At 59.2% G+C, this 24198-nt stretch carries 22 protein-coding genes; 13 read left to right on the top strand and 9 right to left on the bottom strand.

The window, feature by feature from the left end:
• Window positions 1-1779 (top strand): TIGR02302 family protein (locus ACUTJJ_RS07870; protein ID WP_445541835.1); only part of this gene is annotated, 1779 nt, incomplete at its 5' end.
• A gap of 264 nt (window positions 1780-2043) precedes the next feature.
• Here ACUTJJ_RS07870 and ACUTJJ_RS07865 read toward each other — a convergent pair.
• From ACUTJJ_RS07865 to ACUTJJ_RS07855, 3 genes are all read right to left on the bottom strand, one after another.
• Complete coding sequence (locus tag ACUTJJ_RS07865) at window positions 2044-2403, bottom strand: response regulator (protein ID WP_063949208.1); 360 nt, start codon at window positions 2401-2403, stop codon at window positions 2044-2046.
• Between the two features lie 143 nt (window positions 2404-2546).
• Window positions 2547-3089: a hypoxanthine phosphoribosyltransferase gene (hpt, locus tag ACUTJJ_RS07860; protein WP_063949207.1), complete on the bottom strand. Its 543-nt coding sequence runs from the start codon at window positions 3087-3089 to the stop codon at window positions 2547-2549.
• A 68-nt stretch (window positions 3090-3157) separates the two neighbouring features.
• Window positions 3158-3829 carry a hypothetical protein gene (locus tag ACUTJJ_RS07855; protein ID WP_445541834.1) on the bottom strand — a complete coding sequence of 224 codons (672 nt, stop codon included), beginning with the start codon at window positions 3827-3829 and terminating at the stop codon, window positions 3158-3160.
• Between the two features lie 198 nt (window positions 3830-4027).
• Between ACUTJJ_RS07855 and ftsE the strand changes: the two genes are divergently transcribed.
• The 4 genes from ftsE to ACUTJJ_RS07835 all read left to right on the top strand — a co-directional run bounded on the left by ftsE (window position 4028) and on the right by ACUTJJ_RS07835 (window position 7443).
• Window positions 4028-4687: a cell division ATP-binding protein FtsE gene (gene ftsE / locus ACUTJJ_RS07850; RefSeq protein ID WP_063949205.1), complete on the top strand. Its 660-nt coding sequence runs from the start codon at window positions 4028-4030 to the stop codon at window positions 4685-4687.
• The gene (locus tag ACUTJJ_RS07845; protein WP_445541833.1) at window positions 4680-5687 is read left to right on the top strand and encodes a cell division protein FtsX; all 1008 of its coding nucleotides are present in this window, start codon (window positions 4680-4682) and stop codon (window positions 5685-5687) included. The genes ftsE and ACUTJJ_RS07845 overlap by 8 nt, the downstream gene beginning before the upstream one ends.
• Before the next feature lie 126 nt (window positions 5688-5813).
• Window positions 5814-6530, top strand: coding sequence for a YdcF family protein (locus ACUTJJ_RS07840; protein WP_445541836.1), 717 nt, complete (start codon window positions 5814-5816; stop codon window positions 6528-6530).
• A 115-nt stretch (window positions 6531-6645) separates the two neighbouring features.
• Window positions 6646-7443, top strand: a complete 798-nt coding sequence (locus ACUTJJ_RS07835) for a lysophospholipid acyltransferase family protein (protein ID WP_445541832.1) — start codon at window positions 6646-6648, stop codon at window positions 7441-7443.
• Here the strand turns inward: ACUTJJ_RS07835 and ACUTJJ_RS07830 are convergent.
• Window positions 7416-7967: a gamma-glutamylcyclotransferase gene (locus ACUTJJ_RS07830; RefSeq protein WP_445541831.1), complete on the bottom strand. Its 552-nt coding sequence runs from the start codon at window positions 7965-7967 to the stop codon at window positions 7416-7418. The two genes, ACUTJJ_RS07835 and ACUTJJ_RS07830, sit on opposite strands and share 28 nt — an antisense overlap.
• A gap of 49 nt (window positions 7968-8016) precedes the next feature.
• On the opposite strand from ACUTJJ_RS07830, the gene ACUTJJ_RS07825 reads away from it, so the two are divergent.
• Window positions 8017-9018, top strand: coding sequence for a DUF2125 domain-containing protein (locus ACUTJJ_RS07825; protein ID WP_445541830.1), 1002 nt, complete (start codon window positions 8017-8019; stop codon window positions 9016-9018).
• 81 nt (window positions 9019-9099) lie between these two features.
• On the opposite strand, the gene rhaI is transcribed toward ACUTJJ_RS07825, so the two are convergent.
• Both rhaI and ACUTJJ_RS07815 read right to left on the bottom strand, forming a co-directional pair.
• Window positions 9100-10392, bottom strand: coding sequence for an L-rhamnose catabolism isomerase (gene rhaI, locus ACUTJJ_RS07820; protein WP_445541829.1), 1293 nt, complete (start codon window positions 10390-10392; stop codon window positions 9100-9102).
• Between the two features lie 189 nt (window positions 10393-10581).
• The gene (locus ACUTJJ_RS07815; RefSeq protein ID WP_445541828.1) at window positions 10582-12678 is read right to left on the bottom strand and encodes a bifunctional rhamnulose-1-phosphate aldolase/short-chain dehydrogenase; all 2097 of its coding nucleotides are present in this window, start codon (window positions 12676-12678) and stop codon (window positions 10582-10584) included.
• A gap of 200 nt (window positions 12679-12878) precedes the next feature.
• On the opposite strand from ACUTJJ_RS07815, the gene ACUTJJ_RS07810 reads away from it, so the two are divergent.
• From ACUTJJ_RS07810 to ACUTJJ_RS07780, 7 genes are all read left to right on the top strand, one after another.
• Window positions 12879-13703 (top strand): DeoR/GlpR family DNA-binding transcription regulator, encoded by an 825-nt coding sequence (locus ACUTJJ_RS07810; protein ID WP_063949198.1) that lies wholly within the window; start codon window positions 12879-12881, stop codon window positions 13701-13703.
• 47 nt (window positions 13704-13750) lie between these two features.
• Window positions 13751-14761: a rhamnose ABC transporter substrate-binding protein gene (rhaS, locus tag ACUTJJ_RS07805; protein WP_404494696.1), complete on the top strand. Its 1011-nt coding sequence runs from the start codon at window positions 13751-13753 to the stop codon at window positions 14759-14761.
• Window positions 14762-14986: 225 nt separating this feature from the next.
• Window positions 14987-16519 carry a sugar ABC transporter ATP-binding protein gene (locus ACUTJJ_RS07800; RefSeq protein ID WP_445541827.1) on the top strand — a complete coding sequence of 511 codons (1533 nt, stop codon included), beginning with the start codon at window positions 14987-14989 and terminating at the stop codon, window positions 16517-16519.
• Window positions 16520-16533: 14 nt separating this feature from the next.
• Complete coding sequence (locus ACUTJJ_RS07795; protein ID WP_063949195.1) at window positions 16534-17535, top strand: ABC transporter permease; 1002 nt, start codon at window positions 16534-16536, stop codon at window positions 17533-17535.
• Window positions 17532-18542: an ABC transporter permease gene (locus ACUTJJ_RS07790; RefSeq protein ID WP_445541826.1), complete on the top strand. Its 1011-nt coding sequence runs from the start codon at window positions 17532-17534 to the stop codon at window positions 18540-18542. Before ACUTJJ_RS07795 ends, ACUTJJ_RS07790 begins: the two co-directional genes overlap by 4 nt.
• 3 nt (window positions 18543-18545) lie before the next feature.
• The gene (rhaM, locus tag ACUTJJ_RS07785; RefSeq protein ID WP_445541825.1) at window positions 18546-18869 is read left to right on the top strand and encodes an L-rhamnose mutarotase; all 324 of its coding nucleotides are present in this window, start codon (window positions 18546-18548) and stop codon (window positions 18867-18869) included.
• Window positions 18866-20248, top strand: a complete 1383-nt coding sequence (locus ACUTJJ_RS07780) for an FGGY-family carbohydrate kinase (protein ID WP_445541824.1) — start codon at window positions 18866-18868, stop codon at window positions 20246-20248. The genes rhaM and ACUTJJ_RS07780 overlap by 4 nt, the downstream gene beginning before the upstream one ends.
• A 52-nt stretch (window positions 20249-20300) precedes the next feature.
• Here ACUTJJ_RS07780 and ACUTJJ_RS07775 read toward each other — a convergent pair whose 3' ends face one another.
• The 3 genes from ACUTJJ_RS07775 to ACUTJJ_RS07765 all read right to left on the bottom strand — a co-directional run bounded on the left by ACUTJJ_RS07775 (window position 20301) and on the right by ACUTJJ_RS07765 (window position 24188).
• Window positions 20301-21137: an alpha/beta fold hydrolase gene (locus ACUTJJ_RS07775; protein WP_445541823.1), complete on the bottom strand. Its 837-nt coding sequence runs from the start codon at window positions 21135-21137 to the stop codon at window positions 20301-20303.
• A gap of 317 nt (window positions 21138-21454) precedes the next feature.
• Window positions 21455-22150, bottom strand: coding sequence for an FkbM family methyltransferase (locus tag ACUTJJ_RS07770; protein WP_144576567.1), 696 nt, complete (start codon window positions 22148-22150; stop codon window positions 21455-21457).
• 115 nt (window positions 22151-22265) lie between these two features.
• Window positions 22266-24188, bottom strand: coding sequence for a putative bifunctional diguanylate cyclase/phosphodiesterase (locus ACUTJJ_RS07765; RefSeq protein ID WP_296067182.1), 1923 nt, complete (start codon window positions 24186-24188; stop codon window positions 22266-22268).
• Window positions 24189-24198 lie beyond the last annotated feature (10 nt).

Here is a 24198-nt window from a genome sequence, read left to right as displayed (position 1 = left end):
GATGTCACCGAAAGCGGCATGATCACCGCCAATGGCGAACAATGGGTGTTCAACGTCATTCCCGACCAGCCGCCCAGCATCGCCTTCGACAACATGCCGCGCCGCGCCGTCAATGGCGCGCTGGAAATCGGCTTCACGGCCAAAGACGATTATGGCCTGAAGGAAGCCCATGCCATCATCGAGCCCGTCGGCATCGCAGAAGGCGCTACAGCGCTTTACCCGCCGCCCGAATTCAAGCTCGATCTGCCGCGACAGAACAACCGCGAGATCAAGGGGCTGACCAGCCGCAACCTGACCGAACATCCGATGGCGGGCAAACGCGTGCGCATCACGCTCGTCGCCACTGACGGCGCCGGCCAGACCGGTCGTAGCCCCGCGCATGAAATGGTGCTGCCGGGCCGTAATTTCTCCGAACCGCTGGCTGCTTCCATTGCCGAACAGCGGCAGATTTTTTCGCTCGACACACGCCAGATGCCGAAGGCGATCGCCTATAACGAGGCGGTTGGAATGCGCCCGGAAGAGACCATTCCCAACACGACGCATTATCTCCTACTGCAATCGGCGCAGACCCGCATGCGGCTCGCCTATAATGAGGAGATGCTGAAGAACACGGCGGATTATCTCTGGGAGATCGCGCTCGGCATTGAGGATGGCGATCTTTCGCAGGCGGAAAAGCGCCTGCGCGATGCACAGACCGCCCTTTCCGAGGCGCTTCAGCGCAATGCCTCCGATGAAGAAGTGGCCAAGCTCATGCAGGAGCTGCGCGAGGCTATGCAGCAGTTCATGAGCGAGCTTGCGCAACGCATGCAGAATGCGCCGCAAGCCAACATGAACCAACAGGCACAAAACGTGTTGCGTCAGCGCGATCTGGAAAACATGATGAACCAGATCGAGAACCTTGCCCGTTCCGGCAATCGCGATGCGGCGCAGGAAATGCTTTCGCAGCTGCAGCGCATGATGAACAATTTGCAGGCTGGCCGCCCGCAACGTCAGGGCCAGCAGGGACAGCAGCAGAGCAGCAAGATGCGCCAGCAGATCGACAAGCTGGGCGAAATCCTGCAACAGCAGCAGAAGCTGATGGACGAGACCTTCAAGCTCGATCAGGCGCTGCGCGACCGCATGCAGCGCGGCGACCCGCAGCAGGGCGGCGAAGGTGACGACCAGCAGATGGGCGAAGGTGGCCAACAGCCACAGCAGGGACAGCAAGGCGAACAGGGACAAAATGGTCAACAGGGCGGGCAACAGCCAAGCGACCAGATGACCGCCGAACAGTTGCGCGAGGCGCTGAAAAACCTGCGGGCTCAGCAGGATGCGCTCGGCAAGCAACTCGGCGAATTACAGCAGGGCCTTCGCGATCTCGGCATGGAGCCGGGCGAAAACTTCGGCAAGGCACAGCAGGAGATGCAGGGCGCTGGCGAAGCACTAGGCAAAAGCCAGGGCGAACAGGCGGTCGAGGGTCAGGGCAATGCGCTGAATGCGCTGCGACAGGGCGCTCAGGACATGATGGGCCAGATCATGCAGGCCATGCGCCAACAGGGCCAGCAGCCCGGACAGGGGCAGGAAGGCATGGCAGGCCAAGGCGGTCAGAACGGCCGCGACCCGCTTGGCCGCCCGCGCAGCACCACCGGCCCTGACTTTGGCGATCAGGTGAAGGTGCCTGACGAGATCGACGTGCAGCGCGCCCGCGAGATTCTTGACGCCATCCGCGAAAAGCTCGGCAACAACCCACCGGGCGAGGTGGAGCGGCGTTATCTGGAGCGGTTGCTAGATATTCGGTGAGGTCTGAAGCCATTCACGACGATCCGGCCCGGCACTTTAATTTCGCCGCTGTCCCGAAAAGTAGCGGGAAGAGGTACCAGAGACAGGTCGCGAAACACTCTGACGTCATCCTCGGCCTTGTGCCGAGGATCTGCCAACCTCCCATGAAACCGATACGTCGCAGATGCTCGGGACAGGCCCGAGCATGACGGACTGGAACGCTGACAACTCCGCAACAAAAAAGGCGGCCCGAGGGCCGCCCTTTAATCTCTGCAATCCTGTAGCTCAGGCCGCAAGCGCCCGCGCCACGGCCTTGCGAATATCCGGAAGCGCAAAGGGTTTAGAAACCACGTCCACGATCTTCGTCGACAGATCATCCGCCCGTTCGCGCTGCTCGGCATAACCGGTCATCAACAAAATGCGCATGGCCGGGAAGCTCTCGGCGGCGCGATGCGCCAGCTCGATGCCATCCATGACCGGCATGCGGATATCAGAAAGAAGAAGATCGAAACTGGTTTCCTGGAGCTTCTCCAGCCCCTGCTCGCCGTCAGCCGCCTCATGGGTCTCGTGACCGTCGAGACGCAGGGCCCGCGCCACGAAAGAACGCAGCGCATCCTCGTCTTCGGTAATCAGAATCTTCGCCATTACTCATTGCTCCTGGGCATCATTTCCAGCCGTGAGCAACATCGCAGGCTCCTCTTTTCAAGAGGTAAACACCCAACCCTTGGCTGGGTGAATGGTTAATGAGGCGTCTCCGTCCTGTGCCGTTCCGGCACGGGCAAAGATGCTCAGGCGTCGCCTGTCACCACCCCGACGAAGGGCAGTTCGCGGAAGGCATAGGCCACATCCATGCCGTAACCCACGACGAAATAGTCAGGACATTCGAAACCGACATAATCGGCCTCCAGATCTTCCTTACGCTTGACCTTTTTGTCGAGCAGCACGGCGATGGTAACATTGCGGGCGCCACGCTCATAAAGCAGTTCCTTGGCAAAACGCAGCGTACGGCCGGATTCGAGAATATCATCGATCAGAAGGACATCGCGGTCCTTAACGTCGCTATCGATATCCTTGACGATCCTGACGCCTTGCGAAACCGTGCCGGTGCCATAGCTCGAGAGCGTGATGAACTCGACTTCAGGTGCAAGGCCGCTGTCATGCAGCGCGCGGATGAGGTCGGCCGCGAAAATGAACGATCCTTTGAGCACGGCAATGACCAGCAAATCCTTGGTCGGGCCGCTGGCGATATGCTTGGCCATGTCGCGATTGCGCTCGGCGATCTGCTCGGCGCTGTAAAGCGGCTCGATGTTTTTTCCACGGACGACGGGCATTCTTACTCCTGTGCTGCGCCTTGCCGATTTTACCTTTCAGTAAAAATAGAAGACAGGCGTTAGCACAGTCAGCGTCCGGGCGCACCCGCCTCAACGAAGGAAAGCTTGATCTCGGGCGTTTTTCCACCGGGATGGCGCAACTTTGCCGAAAAACCGTGGCTCAAACCCGGTTGCATCTGCTTGACCGGCGGTTCGATGACCATGCTGGCGACCAGCTGTCCCTTGGCGGCGAAGAGATCGGCGCGAATGGCGGGCACCTCTTCCAAATCGCTACCATTGTTTTCCACGATGCCGTTGATGAGCAAAATATCCATGCCGCCCGCCTCCTGCGGCGTGATGGTGACATGGGAAATGGCAAGCGGGTTAACCGGGGCGGCGACCGCCGTTTTTTCCGGCACGACGACAGACAGGCCGCCGGAGCAGATGAAGACAAAAATGGCGAGGCCTGCCACCAGCGCCGAATAGGCATCGGCGGACAGGCGCGACAACCTGCGATCCAGCCAGCCGATGAGGGCAAGACCAACCGCGCCCACGGTGACGGGCGTTTTTGCTTTATGCTGCGAAGTCGTTCCACGATTGTCGTTTCCCGGCTGCCGCGCGCGGTTTTCCTTGATGGTGACAAATTCCGCGTCTACGACATCGCGGTCGGGACATGTCGTCCGCGCCGTCCGGCGCGTGGGCGTTTCCGGCATCAGGAGGTCAAAGTCGAATGCCGCTTGCCGGCGAGATGAACGGAACATAGCCATAGAATTCCCTGGGGTGAGGTTTCCCGGCCCGCAAAACTGGGCATTGCAACGAATCCTGCCAAGTTTTAAATTTAAATGGTTAATGCTTCGCAAAAACCGCTCGCCGGGCGTTCCGAACCGGGCTAGACCGCGCCCGCCGGCTTTACCCCAGCGGCTTGCGAACCACCACGAAACGAAGAGACTGGAAGTCCGTTGATCCATTTCGAAAATGTCGGGTTGCGTTACGGCATGGGACCCGAAATCCTGAGGGACATGACCTTCGATATTCCCAAAGGGTCGTTCCAGTTTCTAACCGGCCCGTCGGGTGCGGGCAAAACGACGCTGCTGCGCCTGCTTTTGATGTCGCTTCAGCCAACGCGCGGCCATATCCGTATGTTCAACCGTGACGTTTCCCGCATTCCGCGTGGCGAACTGCCGATGCTGCGCCGCCGCGTTGGGATCGTGTTCCAGGATTTTCGGCTGCTTGACCATCTGACGACCTATGAGAATGTCGCCCTGCCGCTGCGTGTGCGCGGCAAGGAAGAAAGCGCTTATCGCAACGACGTGATCGAACTCCTGAAATGGGTGGGGCTTGGTGAGCGTATCAATGTGCTACCGGCCATTCTTTCTGGCGGGGAAAAGCAGCGCGCCGCCATTGCCCGAGCGCTGATGGACCAGCCCGAAATCCTGCTGGCCGACGAACCAACCGGCAACGTCGACCCGCCGATGGCAAAGCGCCTCCTCAACCTTTTTCTCGAACTCAACAGGCTGGGTACGGCTGTCGTCATCGCCACCCATGATTTCGCACTGATGGACCAGATCGATGCACGCCGGATGATCCTGACCGAAGGGCGGCTCGATATCTATGAATGAGATCACCCGCAATCAATTGAAGCCCGAAGCGGCCCAGCCGAAGCGCCCGCCCATGCGCATCCGTCCCATGGCGCCCATCCTGCCGCCCTCCAACATTCAGGGCAATGCGCTGATGGTGGTGATCGCCATCATGGCCTTTCTCGCCTGCCTGACGCTTGGTGCCGTCTCCATGGTGCGCGCCACCGCCGCCACCTGGCAGAGCCAGATTTCCCGGGAAATCACCATCCAGATCAAGCCGGAAGACGGTTTGGACATGAACGCGGCGTTGAACAAGGCGCGCACGCTGGCGCTGACCTTCGTCGGCACGCGCGACGGCACGATCCTTGATGATGCGGCGACGTCACGTTTGCTGGAGCCATGGCTCGGCAGCGGCCTCGACCTTTCCGAACTGCCGGTGCCGCGCCTCGTTGTCATCACCATCGACGAGACCAATCCGCCCGATTTCCAGGCCATGCGGGATATGCTGAAGACGGAAATCCCGCAGGCCTTTCTGGACGACCACCGCACCTGGGTAGACAGGCTGGTTTCCATGGCCAGAACCACCGTGATGATCGGTGTCGGCGTGCTCATTCTCGTTTTCACCGCCATGGTGTTGACCGTCGTATTTGCCACCCGCGGCGCGCTTTCCGGCAACCGCCATATTGTGGAGGTTCTGCATTTCGTCGGCGCCGAAAGCAGTTTCGTGGCCCGGGAATTTCAAAAACACTTCCTGAAGATCAGCCTCAAGGGGGCCGCCGCCGGCAGCGCGTTGGCAGCAGCGGTGTTTCTCGTGGCCGGCTTCTGGCAGTCAAGCACTGTTGCTACGCCGCAAAGCGATCAGGCGAGCGCGCTTTTCGGTTCATTCTCGGTTGGTTTGGGTGGTTATCTAGGCATTGCCATGACCATGATCATCATCGCCTTGCTTACCACCTTGACGGCACGCGTGACTGTCATCCGCACCATCGACGATATCGACCGTGTTCGTTCGGATCCGTCAAAAAGCGACGGGCTGGCGTCCTGAAATGATCCCGTCATTTTGGGGCAATCCGAACATGTCACAAGCCGCATGTAACCTGCAGGCGGTGGACAAAAACGCCTGTTCCTTGCCTTAATCGGCGAGTATTCAGGAGGAATGTTTGTGAGTCGGATGGACCAGGACCAGACAACGATGCGACCGGCCAGAAAGGGCCTGTTGTCGCGGCGTGGTCCCCTGCGCCGCTTTATTCGTGGTTTTATCCTCCTCTGCCTCATACTTCTCGGCGTTTTCTCAGGCGGCTTTCTGTGGTTTGCTGATTCCGTCGCCTCCATGCGCCCACCTGAAAGCGCAAGGGGGGACGCCATCATCGTTCTGACCGGTGGTTACCAGCGCATCGAGCAGGCGGTGGGTCTGCTGAGGGATGGCGTCGGAAAGCGGCTGTTGATCTCTGGCGTCAATCCCGCCACCACCCGTTCCCAAATTCGCAAGATGACGCAAGGCTCATCCGACATGTTCTCCTGCTGCGTCGATATGGGGTACAAGGCGATAGATACGATTGGCAACGCCAACGAAGCGGCGAGCTGGATACGCGATCACAACTATTCCTCCATTGTCGTTGTCACAAACAATTATCACATGCACCGCAGCCTGCATGAGTTGCGCAGCGCAAGTCCGCAGACGGAATTCATCGCCTATCCCGTCATCAGTGCCGATCTTGCCCGCACGAACTGGTTCGTTGAACCGGATGTTGTGAGAACGATGCTGTACGAATATCTGAAATTCGTGGCAGCGGCGGCGCGTGACCTTACCGGCTTCGGAAAAGGTGACGGCCTGCGCAAGGCCCCAATCGACCACACGGCGCCGAAAGTAACGGCAGCCTCCTCGTAAGCTGCCAGAAACACGCTTGCTGCCGCCCCTTGTTTTCGTGTAGGCGTCTGGCATCGGCATCCGCACCGACGCCTTTCCAAGGCGTCGGAACGGCTGCGCCCCGGGAAGGCTGTTGATGCTCAAGCTGCGATCTTTTCTTTTCAATACGCTGTTTTACCTCAATCTCATCGTCCGCATGATCGTGTTGACGCCGATATATTTCATTCTTCCCCGTAGGATCGCCTACGAAATCCCCAAGAACTGGGCGCGGTCCAACCATTGGCTGATGAAGGTCATCGTTGGCACGACTTTCAAAATCGAGGGTCTTGAACACATCCCCGAAACAGGCTGCATTTTTGCGCCGAAGCATCAGTCTTTTTGGGACACTTATGCGCTGCTTCCCAACCTGCGCGACCCTGTCTACATCCTGAAGCGCGAACTGCTCTGGATACCGCTATTCGGCTGGTACGCGATGAAGCAGCGTATGATTCCGGTCAACCGCGCCGCGCGCGGCAAGGTGATGCTGAAGGTTATGGAACGCGCGAAAGAGGAAATGGCCGCCGGCCGAGAGTTGATAATCTATCCCGAGGGGACGCGCCGCCCGCCGGGCGCCGAGCCTGAATATCGCTACGGCATCGCAAGACTATACCGTGATCTTCAGGTTCCTGTCATTCCCGTTGCCATGCATCCCGGCCTCTTCTGGCCACGACGGTCCACCATGCGTTACCCAGGTCACTTCAAGGTACGTATCCTGCCTGCCATCGAGCCGGGGCTGGACCCTGACGTTTTCTTCAAGCGGCTGATCGAGGTCACGGAGAAGGCGAGCGACGAGTTGCTGCTGGAAACGGCACGCAACAATCCGAGCCTGCCGCTGCCACCGAGCGCCGTCAAGCGGATCGCCGAGCTTCAGGGCCGCGAGAACATCGCCGGTTGAGCGGAAAGCGTATCGACATTCTTCGCGATGTTTTCAAGGAGTGAATCGCGAATGCCCATTTCCTGCAGGTGCCGCACGGTGTTGAAGACGTAATCCGTGTTCGGACCGGAACGCCCGGTTGCTGCGGCAATGATAACAGCTGATTCGGCGACACCAAGACCGCCGATATATTGCTCATGCGCGGGGTCGGCAACATAAGTGACGGCGGTGGCACGGCGACCTTCAGCGAGCGTCACGGTTACCAGCCGCTCCTTGTAAACGTTCGTCACAAGCTCCCGCTCGCGCAGATAATCCATGACGGGGTCACGGTCCGGGCCGCGCACGCGGAACGCAACGCCGAGGCAGGAACCGCCACGCTCGAGCCCGAGAACGAGGCCGGGCCTTTCCTCCGTGCCTCTGTAGAAATTGGAACTGATGCACAGCGAGCGCCGGTACCCGTGAAGCCGGGCCTGCTGCCTCTCCGCAAAGGCGAAGCCGGGGTTCCACATCAACGAACCGTAGCCAAAGACCCAAAAATCGTCCATATCCCAAGCCAAATCAAAATTCCCTGAAGTCTGTTCATCGGAGATCAATATGGCAGCGTCAAGCCAATCCGGCACGGCCAAGAAATTCCTCTGGCTCGCCATCGCCATTCTGGTGGTTATCGGACTTTATACGGCGGGGTGGTTTTACGCCGCCGAGAAATTGAAGCAGACGGTCCTGAACGTCATCTCCCCGTCGCAGGCCCGCAGCGTCAGCGGCGAATGCGGCGATATCGCCTTCAAGGGTTACCCCTTCCGCATCGGCCTCTTCTGCTCCAAGGTGACGGTGGATGACAGCCAGAACGGCGTGTCGGCGTCCTTCGGCGAACTGCGCTCGGCAGCGCAGGTCTATAATCCCGGCCATATCGTCTGGGAACTCGATTCGCCTGCTGAAATACGCTCCGCGCATGGCCTGACGGTCTCGGCAGAATGGAAAAACATGCAGTCCAGCATCGTTACTAAACTGAAAGGCATCGACCGCAGCTCGCTCGTGATCGACGGGCTGAAGGCACAGGCGGTTTCTTCCGTCACCGGTCAGACGATCGACTTTGACGCCGTCAAGACGGAGATGCATCTGCGCCAGAACGGCGCAGACCTCGACGGTGCGATCACGCTCACGGATTCGGCCACCGTCATCAAGGATTGGCCGCAGGTGCTTCCGCGACTGGACGCCATTCTTGATGTGACGCTCGCCGGTAAGGCAGGCATGGTGGATGGCACCGACAAATCCGGCCTATACGGCACCAGCGGAGAGCTTCGTCGCCTCGTTGCCGATATCGGCGAAGGCCGCATCATGCGGATCACCGGCCCCTTCTCCTTCGACAACGAAGGTTACCTGTCGGGGCAGTTCAAGCTGGAGATCGAAAAGCTCGGAGCCTGGTCGGACAATGCGAAGCAGGCTTTCCCGCAGCTGCAGTCCACCATCGAAACCGCCCGCAAACTGCTACGCGCGCTCGCCAGTGGCGCCGACCGCGCCTCCGTCGATCTGGTTGTCGACCAAGGACGCGCAACGATCAGCGGCTTCATCCCTCTCGGCAAAATCCCCCCGATCTGAGGGGATACGGAGGCAAGGCGATCACATCTAGGTTTCATAAGCCCTGCCCTCCGGCGCTCCTCCACCTAAAGCGCGAGAGGACTACACGATGCCGCCGCTACCGCCTATGGATGCCGGGCGTTCTGCAGCCACCCGCTTGCGGTAGCCGCTGGCACGATAGGTCGCAATCGGATCAATTGCGCCGCCGGCCTTATGTCGCGCCATGGCGAGAATAGGCTCGACATCGGTACGATAAGCCCGTTTCAACGTATCTGAAGCCATCATCGCATCATTCTCCTGTTGATAGCCATCGAGAGCCATGCGATCCACCAGCAAGGCCTGCGCATAAGCGCGGCGGATTTCATTGGCGCTGGAGATCAGGCTCTCGATCGGGTCCGTCACATTATGCGACTGATCGATCATATGCGCGGGATGGAAACCCTTCACGCCGCGATGTTCGGCGTCCACCAGTTCGTTAAAGACAAGGAACAGCCGGTAGGGCTCGATCGAGCCGGCATCCAGATCGTCATCGCCATATTTGCTGTCGTTGAAATGGAAACCGCCGAGTTTTCCGAACTGGATGAGCCTGGCGACGATCATCTCGATATTGGTGTTCGGCGCATGATGGCCGAGATCAACGAGGCAGAAGGCCTTTTCGCCGAGCGTATTGGCGATGAGGTAATTGGTGCCCCAGTCCTGTACCACGGTGGAATAGAAGGCCGGCTCGTACATCTTGTGTTCGGAAAAGATGCGCCAATCATCTGGCAGCGCCTTGTAGATATCCGCCATGGCCGCGAGATAACGCTCGAAACTCCTGGTGAAATTGCTCTGGCCGGGGAAGTTGGAGCCATCGCCCACCCACACCGTTAGCGCCTTGGAACCGATGGCATTGCCAATTTCGATGCACTCGATGTTGTGCTCGACGGCCTGCCGACGCGTGGCGGCATCCGTGTGGCTCAGCGACCCGTATTTGTAGGAATGGCTCTGGCCCGGCGCGTCCGAAAACGTGTTGGAATTCATGGCGTCGAAACCGAGGCCCAGCGCATCGGCATGCGCCTTCAATCGCTTCGGGTCTTCCTTATCCCACGGAATATGCAGGGAAACGTTGGGCGTCGCCCGTGTCAGCTGGTTGATGACGGCGCAATCATCGAGCTTGTCGAAAATGCCGCGCGGCTCGCCAGTGCCGGGAAAACGGGCAAAACGGGTGCCACCGGTACCAACGCCCCAGGAAGGCACGGCGACGAAAAACTCCGCCACCTTGGCGGCGATGGCATCGACATCAATGTTGCGGCGGCCAAGCTGGTTGCCAAGCGCATCGTAATCTTGCGTCAGCGCGACAATGCGTTTTTCGTTTTCAGCCGCGATAACATCAGCGGCGATTTTCGTCTCGGTCATTTCTTCCTCCCCGGAATTGGTCCCGTGCATGCTTAGCTTATAGACCTTATCTCCGTCATACCGGCACTGTGCCGGTGTCCGGTCGACGCGCGTCCGCGCGGCGGGATAAGTTCCTTCAGCCCAAGGAGTTGGGCTGGCTGGATTCCGGCACAAGGCCGGAATGACGGAAATAAGAAGGCGCCAAACGCCTTATCGCGTAAAACTCTGCGCATTACCGGCATCGACGTTGATGATGTTGCCGGTCGATTTGGCGGAGGCGTCGGACGCCAGGAAGTAGATCGCCTCGGCGATATCTTCCGGAAAGACGTTCAGCTTCAGCATCGACCGCTTGCGGTAATGTTCCTCCAGATCGGTCACCTCGATCTTGGAAGACGCCGCGCGCTGCTCGCGCCATTCGCCGCTCCAGATCTTCGAACCGCGCAGGACGGCATCGGGATTGACAGTGTTGACGCGAATGCCCGCTTCCGCCCCTTCGAGCGCAAGGCAACGGGCGAGATGAATTTCCGCAGCTTTCGCCGTGCAATAGGCCGACGCATTGGGAGAAGAGGCAAGGCCATTCTTGGAAGCGACAAAAACGACGTTGCCGCCGAGATTCTGTCGCCGCAGCAGCCGGAATGCTTCTCTCGAAACGAGGAAATAGCCTGTCGCGAGAATGTCGATATTCTTGTTCCACATGGCAAGCGTTGTGTCTTCCACCGGCGCGGAGGAGGCGATGCCGGCATTGGAGACCAGAATATCCACACCGCCGAATTCCACGCTCGCTTTCGCAAAGGCGGAAATGACGGCATCTTCCTGCGTCACATCAAGCTTGACGGTACGGACCGCATCGCCACTGTAACGCTTGGCTAAATCACCCCTGGCGGCCTCCAGCGCCGCTTCGTCAATATCCGCCAGCACAACGCAGGCGCCCTCGCCTGCCAGCCGTTCCGCGGTTGCCCGGCCGATGCCGCCGGCACCGCCTGTAACGAAAGCCACGCGCCCGGCAAGGCTTTTCGGCTTCGGCATGCGTTGCAGCTTTGCTTCTTCCAGCAGCCAATATTCGATATCGAAGGCTTCCTGCTCGGGAAGACCCTGATACTCCGATACGGTGGACGCGCCGCGCATGACGTTGATGGCGTTTACATAAAACTCGGCGGCGATGCGGGCGGTGGCCTTGTCCTTGGCGAAGGACAACATGCCGACGCCGGGGATCAGGAAGATCACCGGGTTCGGATCGCGCATCTTTGGCGAATTATCGTGGCGGCAGGCTTCATAATAGCGCGTATAATCCGCGCGGTAAGCCTCCAGCGCCGCGTCGAGAGCGGCCGTGAGCGCGTCCACATCCGGGTTCGCTGTATCGAGATCGAGAATCAGCGGACGAATTTTCGTGCGCAGGAAATGGTCCGGGCAGGATGTCCCGAGGTTCCCGAGCGGCTTCAGATCCTTAGAATTGACGAATTCCAGAACCGCATCCTGATCATCAAAATGGCCGAGCTTGCGTTCCTCGCGGCCGATGCGGCCACGGATTTCCGGCATCAGCCGGGCGGCAATGGCGCGGCGTTCGGCAATTGGCAGGCTCTTGGCCACGGCACCGCCGAAAATCACTTTGCCTTCGGTCTTTTCCGCAAACCACTCGATCGCCTTGTTGATGATGGCGAGCGTCAGTTCGTAGCAAGCCTTGGCGTCGTTATCCCAGGTAAAGAGGCCATGGCTTTCAAGCACCACGCCCTTGGCCCCAGGATTGGCCTTGACGAAAGCCTCCAGATCGAGACCCAACTGGAAACCGGGCCGACGCCAGGGTAGCCAGCCGATTTCATCGCCAAAGATCTGCTGCGTCAGTTCTTTCGAATTCTTCGAGGCGGCAATCGCTATGATCGCATCGGGATGCATATGATCGACATGGTCATAGGGCACGAAACCGTGCAGCGGCGTATCGATGGAGGCGGCGCGCGGGTTGAGGTTGAAGGTGCAGTGCGGCAGGAAACCGACCATGCGGTCCTCGTCTTCAACGCCCTTATAAATGCCCTTCAGCGCTTCCAGCTTCTCGAGATAAAGCGTTGCAAAACCATCAAGCTTGATGGTGCCGACATCGCCGCCGGAACCCTTCACCCACATGACGCGGACCTTCTCGCCCGTCAGCGGATCGACCTCGAGCACCTTCGCGGACGTATTGCCGCCGCCGTAATTGGTGATGCGTTTGTCGGCACCGAGCAAATTGGAGCGATAAAGTAGCTTGCCCGGCTCATCGAGCGTCTTCGCATAGGCGTCGTCCCAACGGCTTTCGAGAAGGCGGGATGTTCCCGTCATGTCTTCCTCCCAATATCTGTCTGCATTCGCGGAGCCGATATCGGCCCGCCTCCTTTAATGCCAGGTATCGCGCATCCAAAAGCAAGATGTCAATCAAAAACGATCATAAATTCTCATGCTGCAGCGCGATATTGATTAATTTGATCGTTATTGATTGACAACGTAAAGAGTTTGCGAATAATCACGGTCAGGAGGACCCCATGCACGAACGCGAACGCCATCGCATCATCTTGAGCGCCACACAGGAGAAAGCTGTCGTGACGGTGCAGGATATTGCCGAACTGACGGATGCGTCGGAAGCGACGATCCGCAGGGATATCGCGTCTTTGCATGTTCAGGGAAAGTTGCGGCGCGTGCGCGGCGGGGCGGAGGCGGTCCATCCGCCGCAGCTCGGCAACCTGGCAGCGCGGCCGTTCCGCGTTTCCGAATCGGTCAATATCGACAAGAAACGCGCAATTGCGCGCAAAGCGGTCGATCTCTGCAATGATGGCGACGCGATCATCCTGAATGGCGGCACCACGACATTTCAGATGGTGCATTACATGGCGGCGCGCCGCCTGCAGGTGATGACCAATTCTTTCGCCATTGCCGAACATCTGGTCAAACATTCCAAATGCAGTGTCAGCGTGCCGGGCGGTGCGATCTATCGCGATCAGAGCCTTATCCTGTCACCTTTCGAAAATGATGCGATCCGCAATTTTTATGCGCGGCGGATATTTCTCGGTGCGCAAGGTGTCGGCGCGCTCGGCATTATGGAATCCGATGCGCTGGTGATCCAGAGCGAACAGAAACTGATGCGGCAGGCGGAAGAGCTGATCGTGATGGTCGATTCCTCGAAATTCAGAAAACGGTCCAGCCTGATTTTATGCCCGCTCGAAAACGTCACGACCATCATCACCGATGACGGGATTTCGGACGAGGCGGCAAGGATGGTGGAAAATGCCGGCGTCGAATTGCTGATTGCCGGTGCCGTGGGAAAAACATCCGGCCCGCCGGATGAGGAGAATTCTTCTTCGGTCGCATGAGGAGCGCCGGGGAGAAAAACAAGGTTCAAAACGGGAGGAAAAGGGACATGAAACTTACACGCAGAACATTGACCAGCGTCTTGGCACTGAGCGCAGCTCTTTCTGTCGCGGGACTGGGCGGTGTTGCCCAGGCCGCCGACGTCAAGATCGCGCTCGTCGTCAAATCGCTCGGCAACGGCTTTTTCGAAGCCGCCAACAAGGGCGCACAGGAAGCCGCAAAGGACCTCGGCGGCGTCGAGATCATCTATACCGGCCCGACCAGCACCACGGCGGAAGGCCAGATTGAAGTCATCAATTCGCTGATCGCGCAGGGCGTCGATGCCATCGCGATTTCCGCAAACGATCCTGATGCCGTTGTTCCTTCACTGAAAAAGGCGGCACAGCGCGGTATCAAGGTCATTTCCTGGGATTCCGGCGTAGCACCTGAAGGCCGCATTCTCCAGCTCAACCCCTCGTCCAACGCGCTGATCGGCAAGATGTGCCTGCAGCTGGCTGCGGCACATCTGGAAGGCGGCAAGGGCGATTTCGCCATTCTCTCTGCTACCACCACCTCCACGAACCAGAATGTCTGGATCGGCGAGATGAAAAAGCAGCTGAAGGATTTCCCCGGCCTCAACCTCGTCACCACGGTGTACGGTGACGACCTTGCCGACAAGAGCTATCGCGAAGCGCAGGGACTGCTCTCCTCGCAGCCGAATGTGAAGGTCATCGTCGCACCGACGACAGTCGGCGTTCTCGCCGCTTCGCAGGCCGTGAAGGATGCGGGCAAGATCGGTCAGGTCTTCGTCACAGGCCTTGGCCTGCCGTCCGAAATGGCGGGCGCCATCAAGTCCGGTGCGACAAAGGAATTCGCCATCTGGAACCCGATCGACCTCGGTTACTCCGCCACTCAGATCGCCTATCGCCTGGTGAAGGGCGAAACCGACGGCAAGCCGGGCTCGGAAATCGAAGCTGGCCGCATGGGCAAGATCAAGGTTGGCGAAAACAGCGAAGCGGCGATGGCTGACCCGTTCATCTATGACGCAAAGAATATCGACCAGTTCTCGAAGATTTTTTGATCTTGATAATATCCGGCGGTGCGGAGGTCACCCCCCTCTGCCCTGCCGGGCATCTCCCCCACAAGGGGGAGATCGATATGCGGCGGCCTCTCGGCCATCTCCAACGTTGCGAGTGAGCGAGCGTTTTCTTCTGGCCGATCTCCTTCCTTGTGGGGGAGATGCCCGGCAGGGCAGAGGGGGGTAGCCCCGATCACTTCACTCGAAACTGACCGGTAAGACCTGATAATGCGTGCTGAAACCCAAACCATCAACATGACAGAGGCCCCCAGCCCCACGCCCATTCTGGAAATGCGCGGCATCAGCCAGATATTCCCTGGCGTTAGAGCGCTGGATAGCGTCGATATTGCACTCTACCCCGGCAAGGTTACCGCGCTGATCGGCGAGAACGGCGCGGGCAAATCCACGCTCGTCAAAATCCTCACCGGCATCTATCGCCCGAACGAAGGCGAAATCCTGCTGGATGGCAAGACTGTCCACTTTCACAGCGCACAGGATGCCATCGATGCAGGCGTTACCGCCATTCATCAGGAAACCGTGCTGTTCGATGAGCTTTCGGTCGGCGAAAACATCTTCCTCGGCCATGCGCCAAAAGGCCGTTTCGGCCTGATCGACTGGAAGACCATCAACACGCGCGCCAGAATTTTGCTGGAACAGCTGGAAAGCACCATCGATCCTTCCATTCGGCTGAAAGACCTGTCGATTGCGCAGCGCCATCTGGTCGCAATCGCCAGAGCGCTGTCCGTCGAGGCGCGTATCGTTATCATGGACGAACCGACCGCCGCTCTTTCGCGCAAGGAGATCGATGACCTCTTTCGCATCGTCGAAAACCTCAAGCGGCAGGGCAAGGCGATCCTCTTCATCAGCCACAAGTTCGATGAAGTCTATGAAATCGCCGAGAATTATGCCGTGTTCCGTGACGGAATAATGGTTGGCGCTGGCACGCTTGCCACCACCCCGCAAGATGAAATCGTGCGACTGATGGTTGGCCGCGACGTGACGAATGCCTTTCCCAAACAGGCCGTCCCCCTTGGTCCAACGGTTCTTTCAGTACGCGATTATTCACATCAGACCGAATTCCGCGATATTTCGCTGAATCTGCGCAAGGGTGAAATTCTCGGTCTTTATGGACTGATCGGCGCCGGGCGCTCCGAACTCTGCCAGTCGCTGTTCGGCATCACCCGCCCGGCTTCGGGAGAGGTGACGCTGAACGGCCAGCCGCTCGCCATCCGCTCGCCGGAAGATGCGATCCGCGCCGGCATCGTTTATGTGCCGGAAGAGCGGGGCCGCCACGGGTTGGCGCTCGATATGCCGATCTACCAGAACATGTCGCTGCCCTCCCTCACCCGCACCTCGCGCAAAGGTTTTCTCGCCGCCGCAAATGAATTCGCGCTGGCGCGCAAATATGCCGCACGGCTCGATCTGCGCGCCGCCGCCCTTTCGGTGCCTGTTGGCACCCTTTCGGGCGGCAACCAGCAGAAGGTGGTGATCGGCAAGTGGCTCGCCACCCAGCCGAAGGTCATCATTCTCGATGAACCAACCAAGGGCATCGATATCGGCTCCAAGGCCGCCGTGCACGGCTTCATCAGCGAGCTTGCCGCCGAAGGCCTGTCCATCATCATGATTTCATCCGAACTTCCCGAAATCCTCGGCATGTCCGACCGCGCCATCGTGATGCGCGAAGGCCTGATGGCGGGCCAGTTCGAACGCGCCGATTTTTCTCCGGAAAAGCTGGTGCGCGCCGCCACCGGCAATGCCTGAGAGGGGCCACGAACATGCAACGTCTACTCAAAAATCGCGAATGGCTGCTGGCGGGCATCATCATCGTCATGATTGCGGGCTTTGCCCTGCGCGCACCCGGCTTCGGCCGGCCCGGCAATCTCGTCAATATATTCAATGATACGTCCATCCTCATCATTCTGGCGCTTGGCCAGATGGCGGTCATTCTCACCAAATCCATCGACCTCTCCGTCGCCGCCAATCTCGCCTTTACCGGCATGGCCGTGGCGATGACCAATGCCGCCTTTCCGGGCATTCCGCTGCCGCTTCTCATTGCCATGGCGGTCGGCATCGGGGCGTTTCTGGGTTCCATCAACGGCATACTCGTCTGGTGGCTCGGCATTCCGCCCATCGTCGTCACGCTCGGCACGCTCACCATCTATCGCGGCATGGCCTTCGTGCTTTCGGGCGGCGGCTGGGTGAATGCGCATCAGTTTTCGCCGACCTTCCTCAATGTGCCGCGCACCATGATCCTCGGCATGCCGGTGCTTTCATGGGTGGCGATCCTCATCATCGCCGGCGCGTGGCTGGTGCTCACGCGCAGCTCCTTCGGTCGCTCTGCTTACGCCGCCGGCGGCAATCCTGGTGCGGCGGTCTATGCCGGCATCGATGTCGGCCGCACCCGCTTCTTCGCCTTCGTGCTCTCGGGCGCGCTCGCCGGTCTCGCCAGCTATCTCTGGGTGTCGCGTTACGCCGTCGCCTATGTGGATATCGCCGCCGGTTTCGAACTGGATAGTGTGGCGGCCAATGTGATCGGCGGCATCTCGATTGCCGGCGGCATCGGTTCGGTGGCCGGAGCGGTGCTTGGCGCGCTGTTCCTCGGCGTCATCAAGAACGCGCTGCCCGTCATCGGCATCTCGCCCTTCGCGCAGATGGCGATATCAGGCGTGGTCATCGTGCTCGCTGTTGTCTTCAATGCGCGCGCTGAGGCCAGGAAGGGCCGCATCATCCTGCGTGACAGGGCCGCCGCAGACCATGGCAAGGAAGCATCCGCATGAGCACGAATTCCCAACCGTCGCAGGCGCCGCGCGTCATTCCCGACAAACTCGGCACACCGCTCAGCCGTATCATGGCCAGTTGGGAAGTGCTGCTGCTTGGCGTCGCGATCCTCATCTTCATCGCCAATTCGCTCGCCTCGCCCTATTTCCTCAATGCCTGGAACCTCTCCGATGCCACCTTCAACTTCACGGAAAAGGCCATCATCGCCTTTGCCATGGCGCTTCTGATCATCGCCGGTGAAATCGACCTGTCAGTCGCCGCGATCATCGCGCTCGCCTCCACCGCCATGGGAGCGGCGGTGCAGATGGGTGTCGGCACGCCCGGCCTCGTCGCCATCGGCATTGGCACCGGGCTTTTCTGCGGCGCCTTCAACGGCTTTCTGGTCGCGGGGCTGAAACTGCCCTCCATCGTCGTCACCATCGGCACCATGAGCCTGTTTCGCGGCATTTCCTATATGGTGCTGGGGGATCAGGCCTATGGCAGATATCCGGCGGACTTCGGCTATTTCGGTCAAGGCTACGTGTTCTGGGTGATCTCCTTCGAATTCGTGCTGTTCATCGTTATGGCCGTCCTCTTCGCCATTTTGCTTCATGCAACCAATTTCGGTCGGCAGGTTTATGTCATCGGCACGAACCCCTTCGCCGCCCGCTTTTCCGGCATTCCCGTCGAGCGCGTGAAGTTCATCCTCTTCCTGCTCACCGGCCTGATGAGCGGCATCGCCGCCGTCTGCCTCACCTCGCGGCTCGGCTCTACCCGCCCGTCGATCGCTCAAGGCTGGGAGCTTGAGGTGGTGACCATGGTGGTGCTGGGTGGCGTCTCCATTCTCGGCGGTTCCGGCACAATTGCAGGCGTCGTCATCGCCGCCTTCGTCATGGGCCTCGTCACCTTCGGTCTCGGTCTTTTGAATGTGCCCGGTATCGTCATGTCGATCTTTGTCGGCCTGCTGCTGATCATCACCATCGCCATCCCCATCGTCGTCCGTCGCCTTCGAGCCATGAAAGGCTGAGCCATGCCGGAACTCGAAAAACACGCCTTCAAGATGAAACTCTTCGCCGGCAAGGAGGCCGAATACAAAAAGCGCCACGACGAGATATGGCCTGAACTGGTGGCGCTGCTGCACGAGGCAGGTGTCAGCGACTACTCCATCCATCTCGACCCGGAAACCAACACTCTCTTCGGCGTGCTGACGCGGCCGAAGACCCACGGCATGGCGGCTTTGCCCGATCATCCCGTGATGAAAAAGTGGTGGGCCCATATGGCCGACATCATGGACAGCAATCCCGATAATTCGCCGGTCGCAAAAGACCTGGTGACGGTGTTCCATCTGCCATGAGCGACAGCACCAGACCGAGCCGGGTCGCGGTCATCGATATCGGCAAGACCAATGCCAAAGTGGTCGTCATCGACACCGGCAGCGGCGAGGAAATTGCCGGCGAGAAGCGGACGAACCCCGTTCTTCGCGATGGCCCCTACCCGCATTATGATGTGGAGATGCTCTGGCACTTCATTCTTTCCGCGCTTCAGCGGTTTGGCCGCGACCCGGGTTTCGATGCGATTTCCATTACCACCCATGGCGCTTCAGCAGCGCTTCTCGATGGAAACGGCAACCTTGCCATGCCGGTGCTCGATTACGAGCATAGCTACCCCAAACCCGTTCAGGAGGCCTATCGCGAGATCAGGCCCGATTTCGCAGAGACCGGCTCGCCGCAGCTTCCTGCAGGACTGAACCTCGGTGCACAAATCCATTTCCAGAAAACCGCCTTTCCGGACGAGTTCGCCAGGGTGCTCAACATCGTCACTTACCCGCAATATTGGGCAGGGCGGCTGACCGGCGTTCATGCAACCGAAACGACATCGCTTGGTTGCCACACGGACCTGTGGAACCCGCGCCGGAAGAGCTTTTCCTCGCTGGTGGAGCGTCTCGGCATCCAGCATCTGATGGCGCCTGTCCGCTCCGCTTTCGATGTGCTGGGAACGATACGCCCATCGCTGGCACAGGAAACCGGGCTGTCTGCGACGATGCCGGTCTATTGCGGCATCCATGATTCCAATGCCTCGCTCCTGCCGCACCTCCTTCGCCGCAACGGAGATTTTTCTGTCGTTTCCACCGGAACCTGGGTGGTGAATTTCGCCATTGGCGGCAAGGCGGATGCGCTGGATCCCAGCCGCGATACGCTTTTGAATGTCGATGCCCTCGGGCGACCCGTTCCTTCCTCTCGCTTCATGGGCGGCAGGGAATATGAGATGCTGGCGCAGCAATTCGGACCAGCGACGATCCACGAGATTGAAGCCGCGCTCGGGGCGGTTATCGAAAAAGGAATGATGCTGCTACCGAGCGTGGTCAGCGGCTCCGGCCCCTTTCCGGAAAAGGCGGCACGCTGGATCGCCGATGGCGATGCGACAGGGGCGGAGCGACATGCCACTGCCTCGCTCTATCTCGCCCTGATGACGGAATTCTGCCTTTCGCTTGTTGAACGAAGAGGACCTGTGGTCGTTGAAGGACCCTTCGCCGGAAACGCGCTCTATTTGAAAGCACTCGCCGCTTTCGCAGAAACCGACGTCATTGCCATGGAAGGCTCGACAGGAACCAGTGCGGGTGCTGCGCTCCTCACCGGGATCAAGCCGGTTGCAGGGCGAGAGCGTCATTTCACGGCGGGGGATATCCCCGAGCTGACGTCCTATCGCACCGCCTGGCGGGGCCATTTGACCTAGCCCAAATAAAATGCGGCCGAATGATCGGCCGCATTCCCGTTCTGCAAAAGCCTCAGCCCTTGATAAAGGCAAGCAGGTCGGCGTTCAGCACATCGGCATTGACGGTCAGCATGCCGTGCGAGAAGCCGGGATAGGTCTTCAGGGTGCCGTTTTTCAGCAGCTTGATCGATTTGTGAGCCGAGTCGGCGATCGGCACGATCTGGTCGTCTTCGCCGTGCAGCACCAGCGTCGGAACGCTGATATTCTTCAGGTCTTCGGTCTGGTCGGTTTCGGAGAAGGCCTTGATGCCGTCGTAGTGGGCCTTTGCGCTGCCCATCATGCCCTGACGCCACCAGTTCTGGATCACGCCTTCATGCACGGTCGCGCCATCGCGGTTGAAACCATAGAACGGGCCAGCCGGCACATCGCGGAAGAACTGCGCGCGGTTTGCGGCAAGCGCCGAGCGGAAGCCGTCAAAAACCTCCATCGGCAGGCCTTCCGGATTGGCTTCGGTCTTGACCATGATCGGGGGTACGGCGGAAACGAGAACGGCCTTGGCGACACGGCCGGCGGGCTCACCATGCTTTGCGACATAACGGGCAACCTCGCCGCCGCCGGTGGAGTGACCGATATGGACGGCGTTCTTCAGGTCCAGCGCCTCAACGACCGCAAAGGCGTCGGAAGCATAATGATCCATGTCGTGCCCCTCCGAGACCTGCGCCGAGCGGCCGTGGCCACGGCGGTCATGGGCGACGACGCGATATCCCTTTGAGAGGAAGAACAGCATCTGCGCATCCCAGTCATCGGAAGAGAGCGGCCATCCGTGGTGGAAAACGATCGGCTGGGCATCCTTCGGGCCCCAGTCCTTGTAGAAGATTTCGGTTCCGTCTGTCGTCTTAACAAAGCCCATAATCGTTTCTCCTTCGGTTGCGTTGGCATCTCCGGTGCATCCTGTTGTGCGCCGGTTTGATGGAGGGATAATGACGCAGGAAAACGGCCTCAACAATTACAATAATAATTCGGAATGAATTGCGTTTTTGGCAATAATAATGGAGCCGCCCGCTACCAGATGAATTGTGACACGGGCACTAAAGGGCATGAAGCTCCAAAGGTTGCGCCGGATGGCGCAAGCGGCTGGTAAAATGATTGCGGGCAAAACGCTAAGCGCCCTGCCCGCAGTTTAAAACAAACTTTCCAACGTCGCTCTCGGCGTGAGATGCCCGGCTTTCAATCCACCTCGGGATCGTATTCCCTCGGGCCGTCATCCCGGGAAAACAGCACGCAGGGACCGCGAGAGCCGCGCGGATCATAGGCATAACCTTTGGCGGTGAGTGCCTGCATGATGTCGCGGACGCCGGCGAGACCGTAAAGGTGGTCGTGCAGTTCAACGAATATCCGCTCCACGCCGGCAAGCTCGGCCTTGCCGAGCAGATCGCGCTCCGCGCCTTCTATATCCATAACGAGCGCGGTAATGCCCTGCTCCGCAACAAATTCATCGATATTCGCGGAGGAGATTTCGATGCGTTTTTCATAAGGGCCCTGATTTTCGTCCATGGACGACATCCAGAGATCCTTGCGAACATAAAAGGCATAGGAGCTCGGCTCGTCGGCGGTAAGAAGTCCCTGCGAAAACACGACATTGCCGCGGCAATTGGCCTTGATGACCCGCTCCGCGAGCGCGGCCGTGGAGGGATTGGCCTCGAAAGCCCAGACGGATACATCCTCAATGCCGGCGATGATCGAGGTGATGATGCCGATGCCCGATCCCAACTCGAGAACACGATCGCCTGGTTTGATGGCTTTCAGGACGCTCCGCGCTTCTTTTGCCTCATAGCTGCCGTCGGTCAGCGCCTGCCAGATGACGGGCGAGACCTCATCGGAAGAAAGAGGAAGGGCCACCCCATGCACGTCCAGTATTTCCATTAGTTCATGCCTTTTCATAAAGTCAGCAACGTCAGCGAAGCGGATGCTGCGGTTTGGCAATCAACGATAAATCAAGTAAAAAAGCCATCGCTTTCGCCAGAGAACGGGCATTCGTTCACACAGAACTCCAAGCCACCAGTTCTTTCGCCGGCAGGGGTCTGCTGATGAGATATCCCTGAACCTGATCGCAGCCGAGGCGCCTCACGCACTCATATTGCTCTTCCGTCTCGATACCCTCGGCAATCGTCGTCATCCGCAGACTGCGACCGACGCCAACCACAAACTCTACGATCGCAAGCGCATCGCGGTCGGTGGTTATATCTCGCAGGAAAGAACGATCGATCTTGATCTTGTCGAAGGGGACGCCTCGCAGGTTGGCGAGCGACGAATAGCCGGTACCGAAATCGTCCATCGCGATTTTGATGCCGACCGCCTTCAGCCGCGACAGCGTATTGATCGTCTGGTCACTCTTGTTGAGAAGGATAGATTCCGTAATCTCAAGCTCCAGACGGCTCGGCTCAAGTCCGCTTTTTTCAAGCGCGCCCATGACGTTCTGGATGAGACTGGTGCTGTGGAACTGAACGGGCGAAAGATTGACCGCCACCTTCATGTCCTCGTCCCATTGCATGGCCTCCCGGCACGCGGTCTCCATCACCCATTTACCCAGCGAATGAATGAGGCCAGTCCTTTCTGCGACGGGAATGAACACGCTGGGCGGCACGTCACCGCGGACAGGATGTTTCCAGCGCAATAACGCTTCGAAGCCACAGAGCTTGCGGGTCTGGGTTGCCACCTGCGGCTGGTAATACACTTCCAGCTCGTCATTCTGCAGCGCAGTCTGCAGGTCAGCCTCGAAGGACTTCTTCTCGGTCAACTGCTTCTGCATGCGAACCTTGAACACACTCGCCCGGCCGGGGCCGATAGCCTTGGCCTCGTAAAGCGCGAGATCCGCACGCTTGAACAATTCGTCCGCATCGACGGCGCCATGCGAAATGGCGATGCCGATACAGGTCCCGATTTTGACCTCCTGCTCACCCAGCTGGTAGGTGCGGCTGATCTGGTCGATGAGCTTGGAGGCGAGGCGTCGCGCGGCATCTTCGTTGAGATCGTCGGAAACCACCGCGAATTCGTCGCCGCCCAGACGGCAGACCATGTCGTAATCACCGCCGATTGCGGAAAGGCGCTGCGCCACGGCCTGAAGCAGCGCATCGCCCGCATCGTGGCCGAGCGTATCGTTGACGTCCTTGAACCCGTCGAGATCGAGAAGCAGGATTGCGGTCGTGCCGGTTCCGCCAAAGGATCGGCGTAATCTCTCGATCAATTCCTGCCGGAACAGCGCGCGGTTCGGTAGCCCCGTCAGCGCGTCATGATAGGCGTCATGTTCGAGCCTCACATTTTTCGCCTGCAATTCCAGCGTGGCCGCCCGCAGATCGTCGGTCAGACCACGCATGCTTTTCTGCGCCCGGTTCAGCAGATCGTTCTGGCGAAGCAGCAAGATCACCAGCGCGATGCCGCACAGGATCAGGCCGCCCGCAAGCGCGGTATAAACAATGTGAAGCTTGCGCACATCCTCGTGTGCGGTATCGATGAGATTGACGTCAAAGGCAACCGAGGACGAGGCAAGCGTCGTCATCGGCGCATCCAGCGCGCTCATCGCCGCAATCAGATCCGGAACCTCTGCTGGTTCGAGACTGTTGATCCGCTGCTCCAGCTTGGCCAAAACATCATCGATCTTGGCGACGAGTTCCCGCCACTGCTGCTGTTCGTTGATGAAGGCGCCAAGTTTTCCCTGTTTGAGAAGCTCGAGACGGCTTAGCATGATGTCCAGACGCAGCTGCAATTCATCCCGGTCTACCTTACCGGGAGAGAGCGCAAACATCGCCAGTCTGTTTTGGAGACGCAGGAATTCGGCGACCGTCTGGCTGACGGCCCAGGAATCATTATAACGGGCAAATTTCTGCAGAGCGGTCTGCCGCTCGGCAATGACGAAAGCGATATAGCCCGTTGCCAGGACGAAGCAACAGATAATGACCGCCACAAGTTTCCGC

It is taken from the genome of Agrobacterium sp. DKPNP3, from assembly GCF_052686535.1.
Note: the sequence above shows the minus strand (reverse complement) of the source record. Positions and strands in the feature narration are given on the sequence as shown.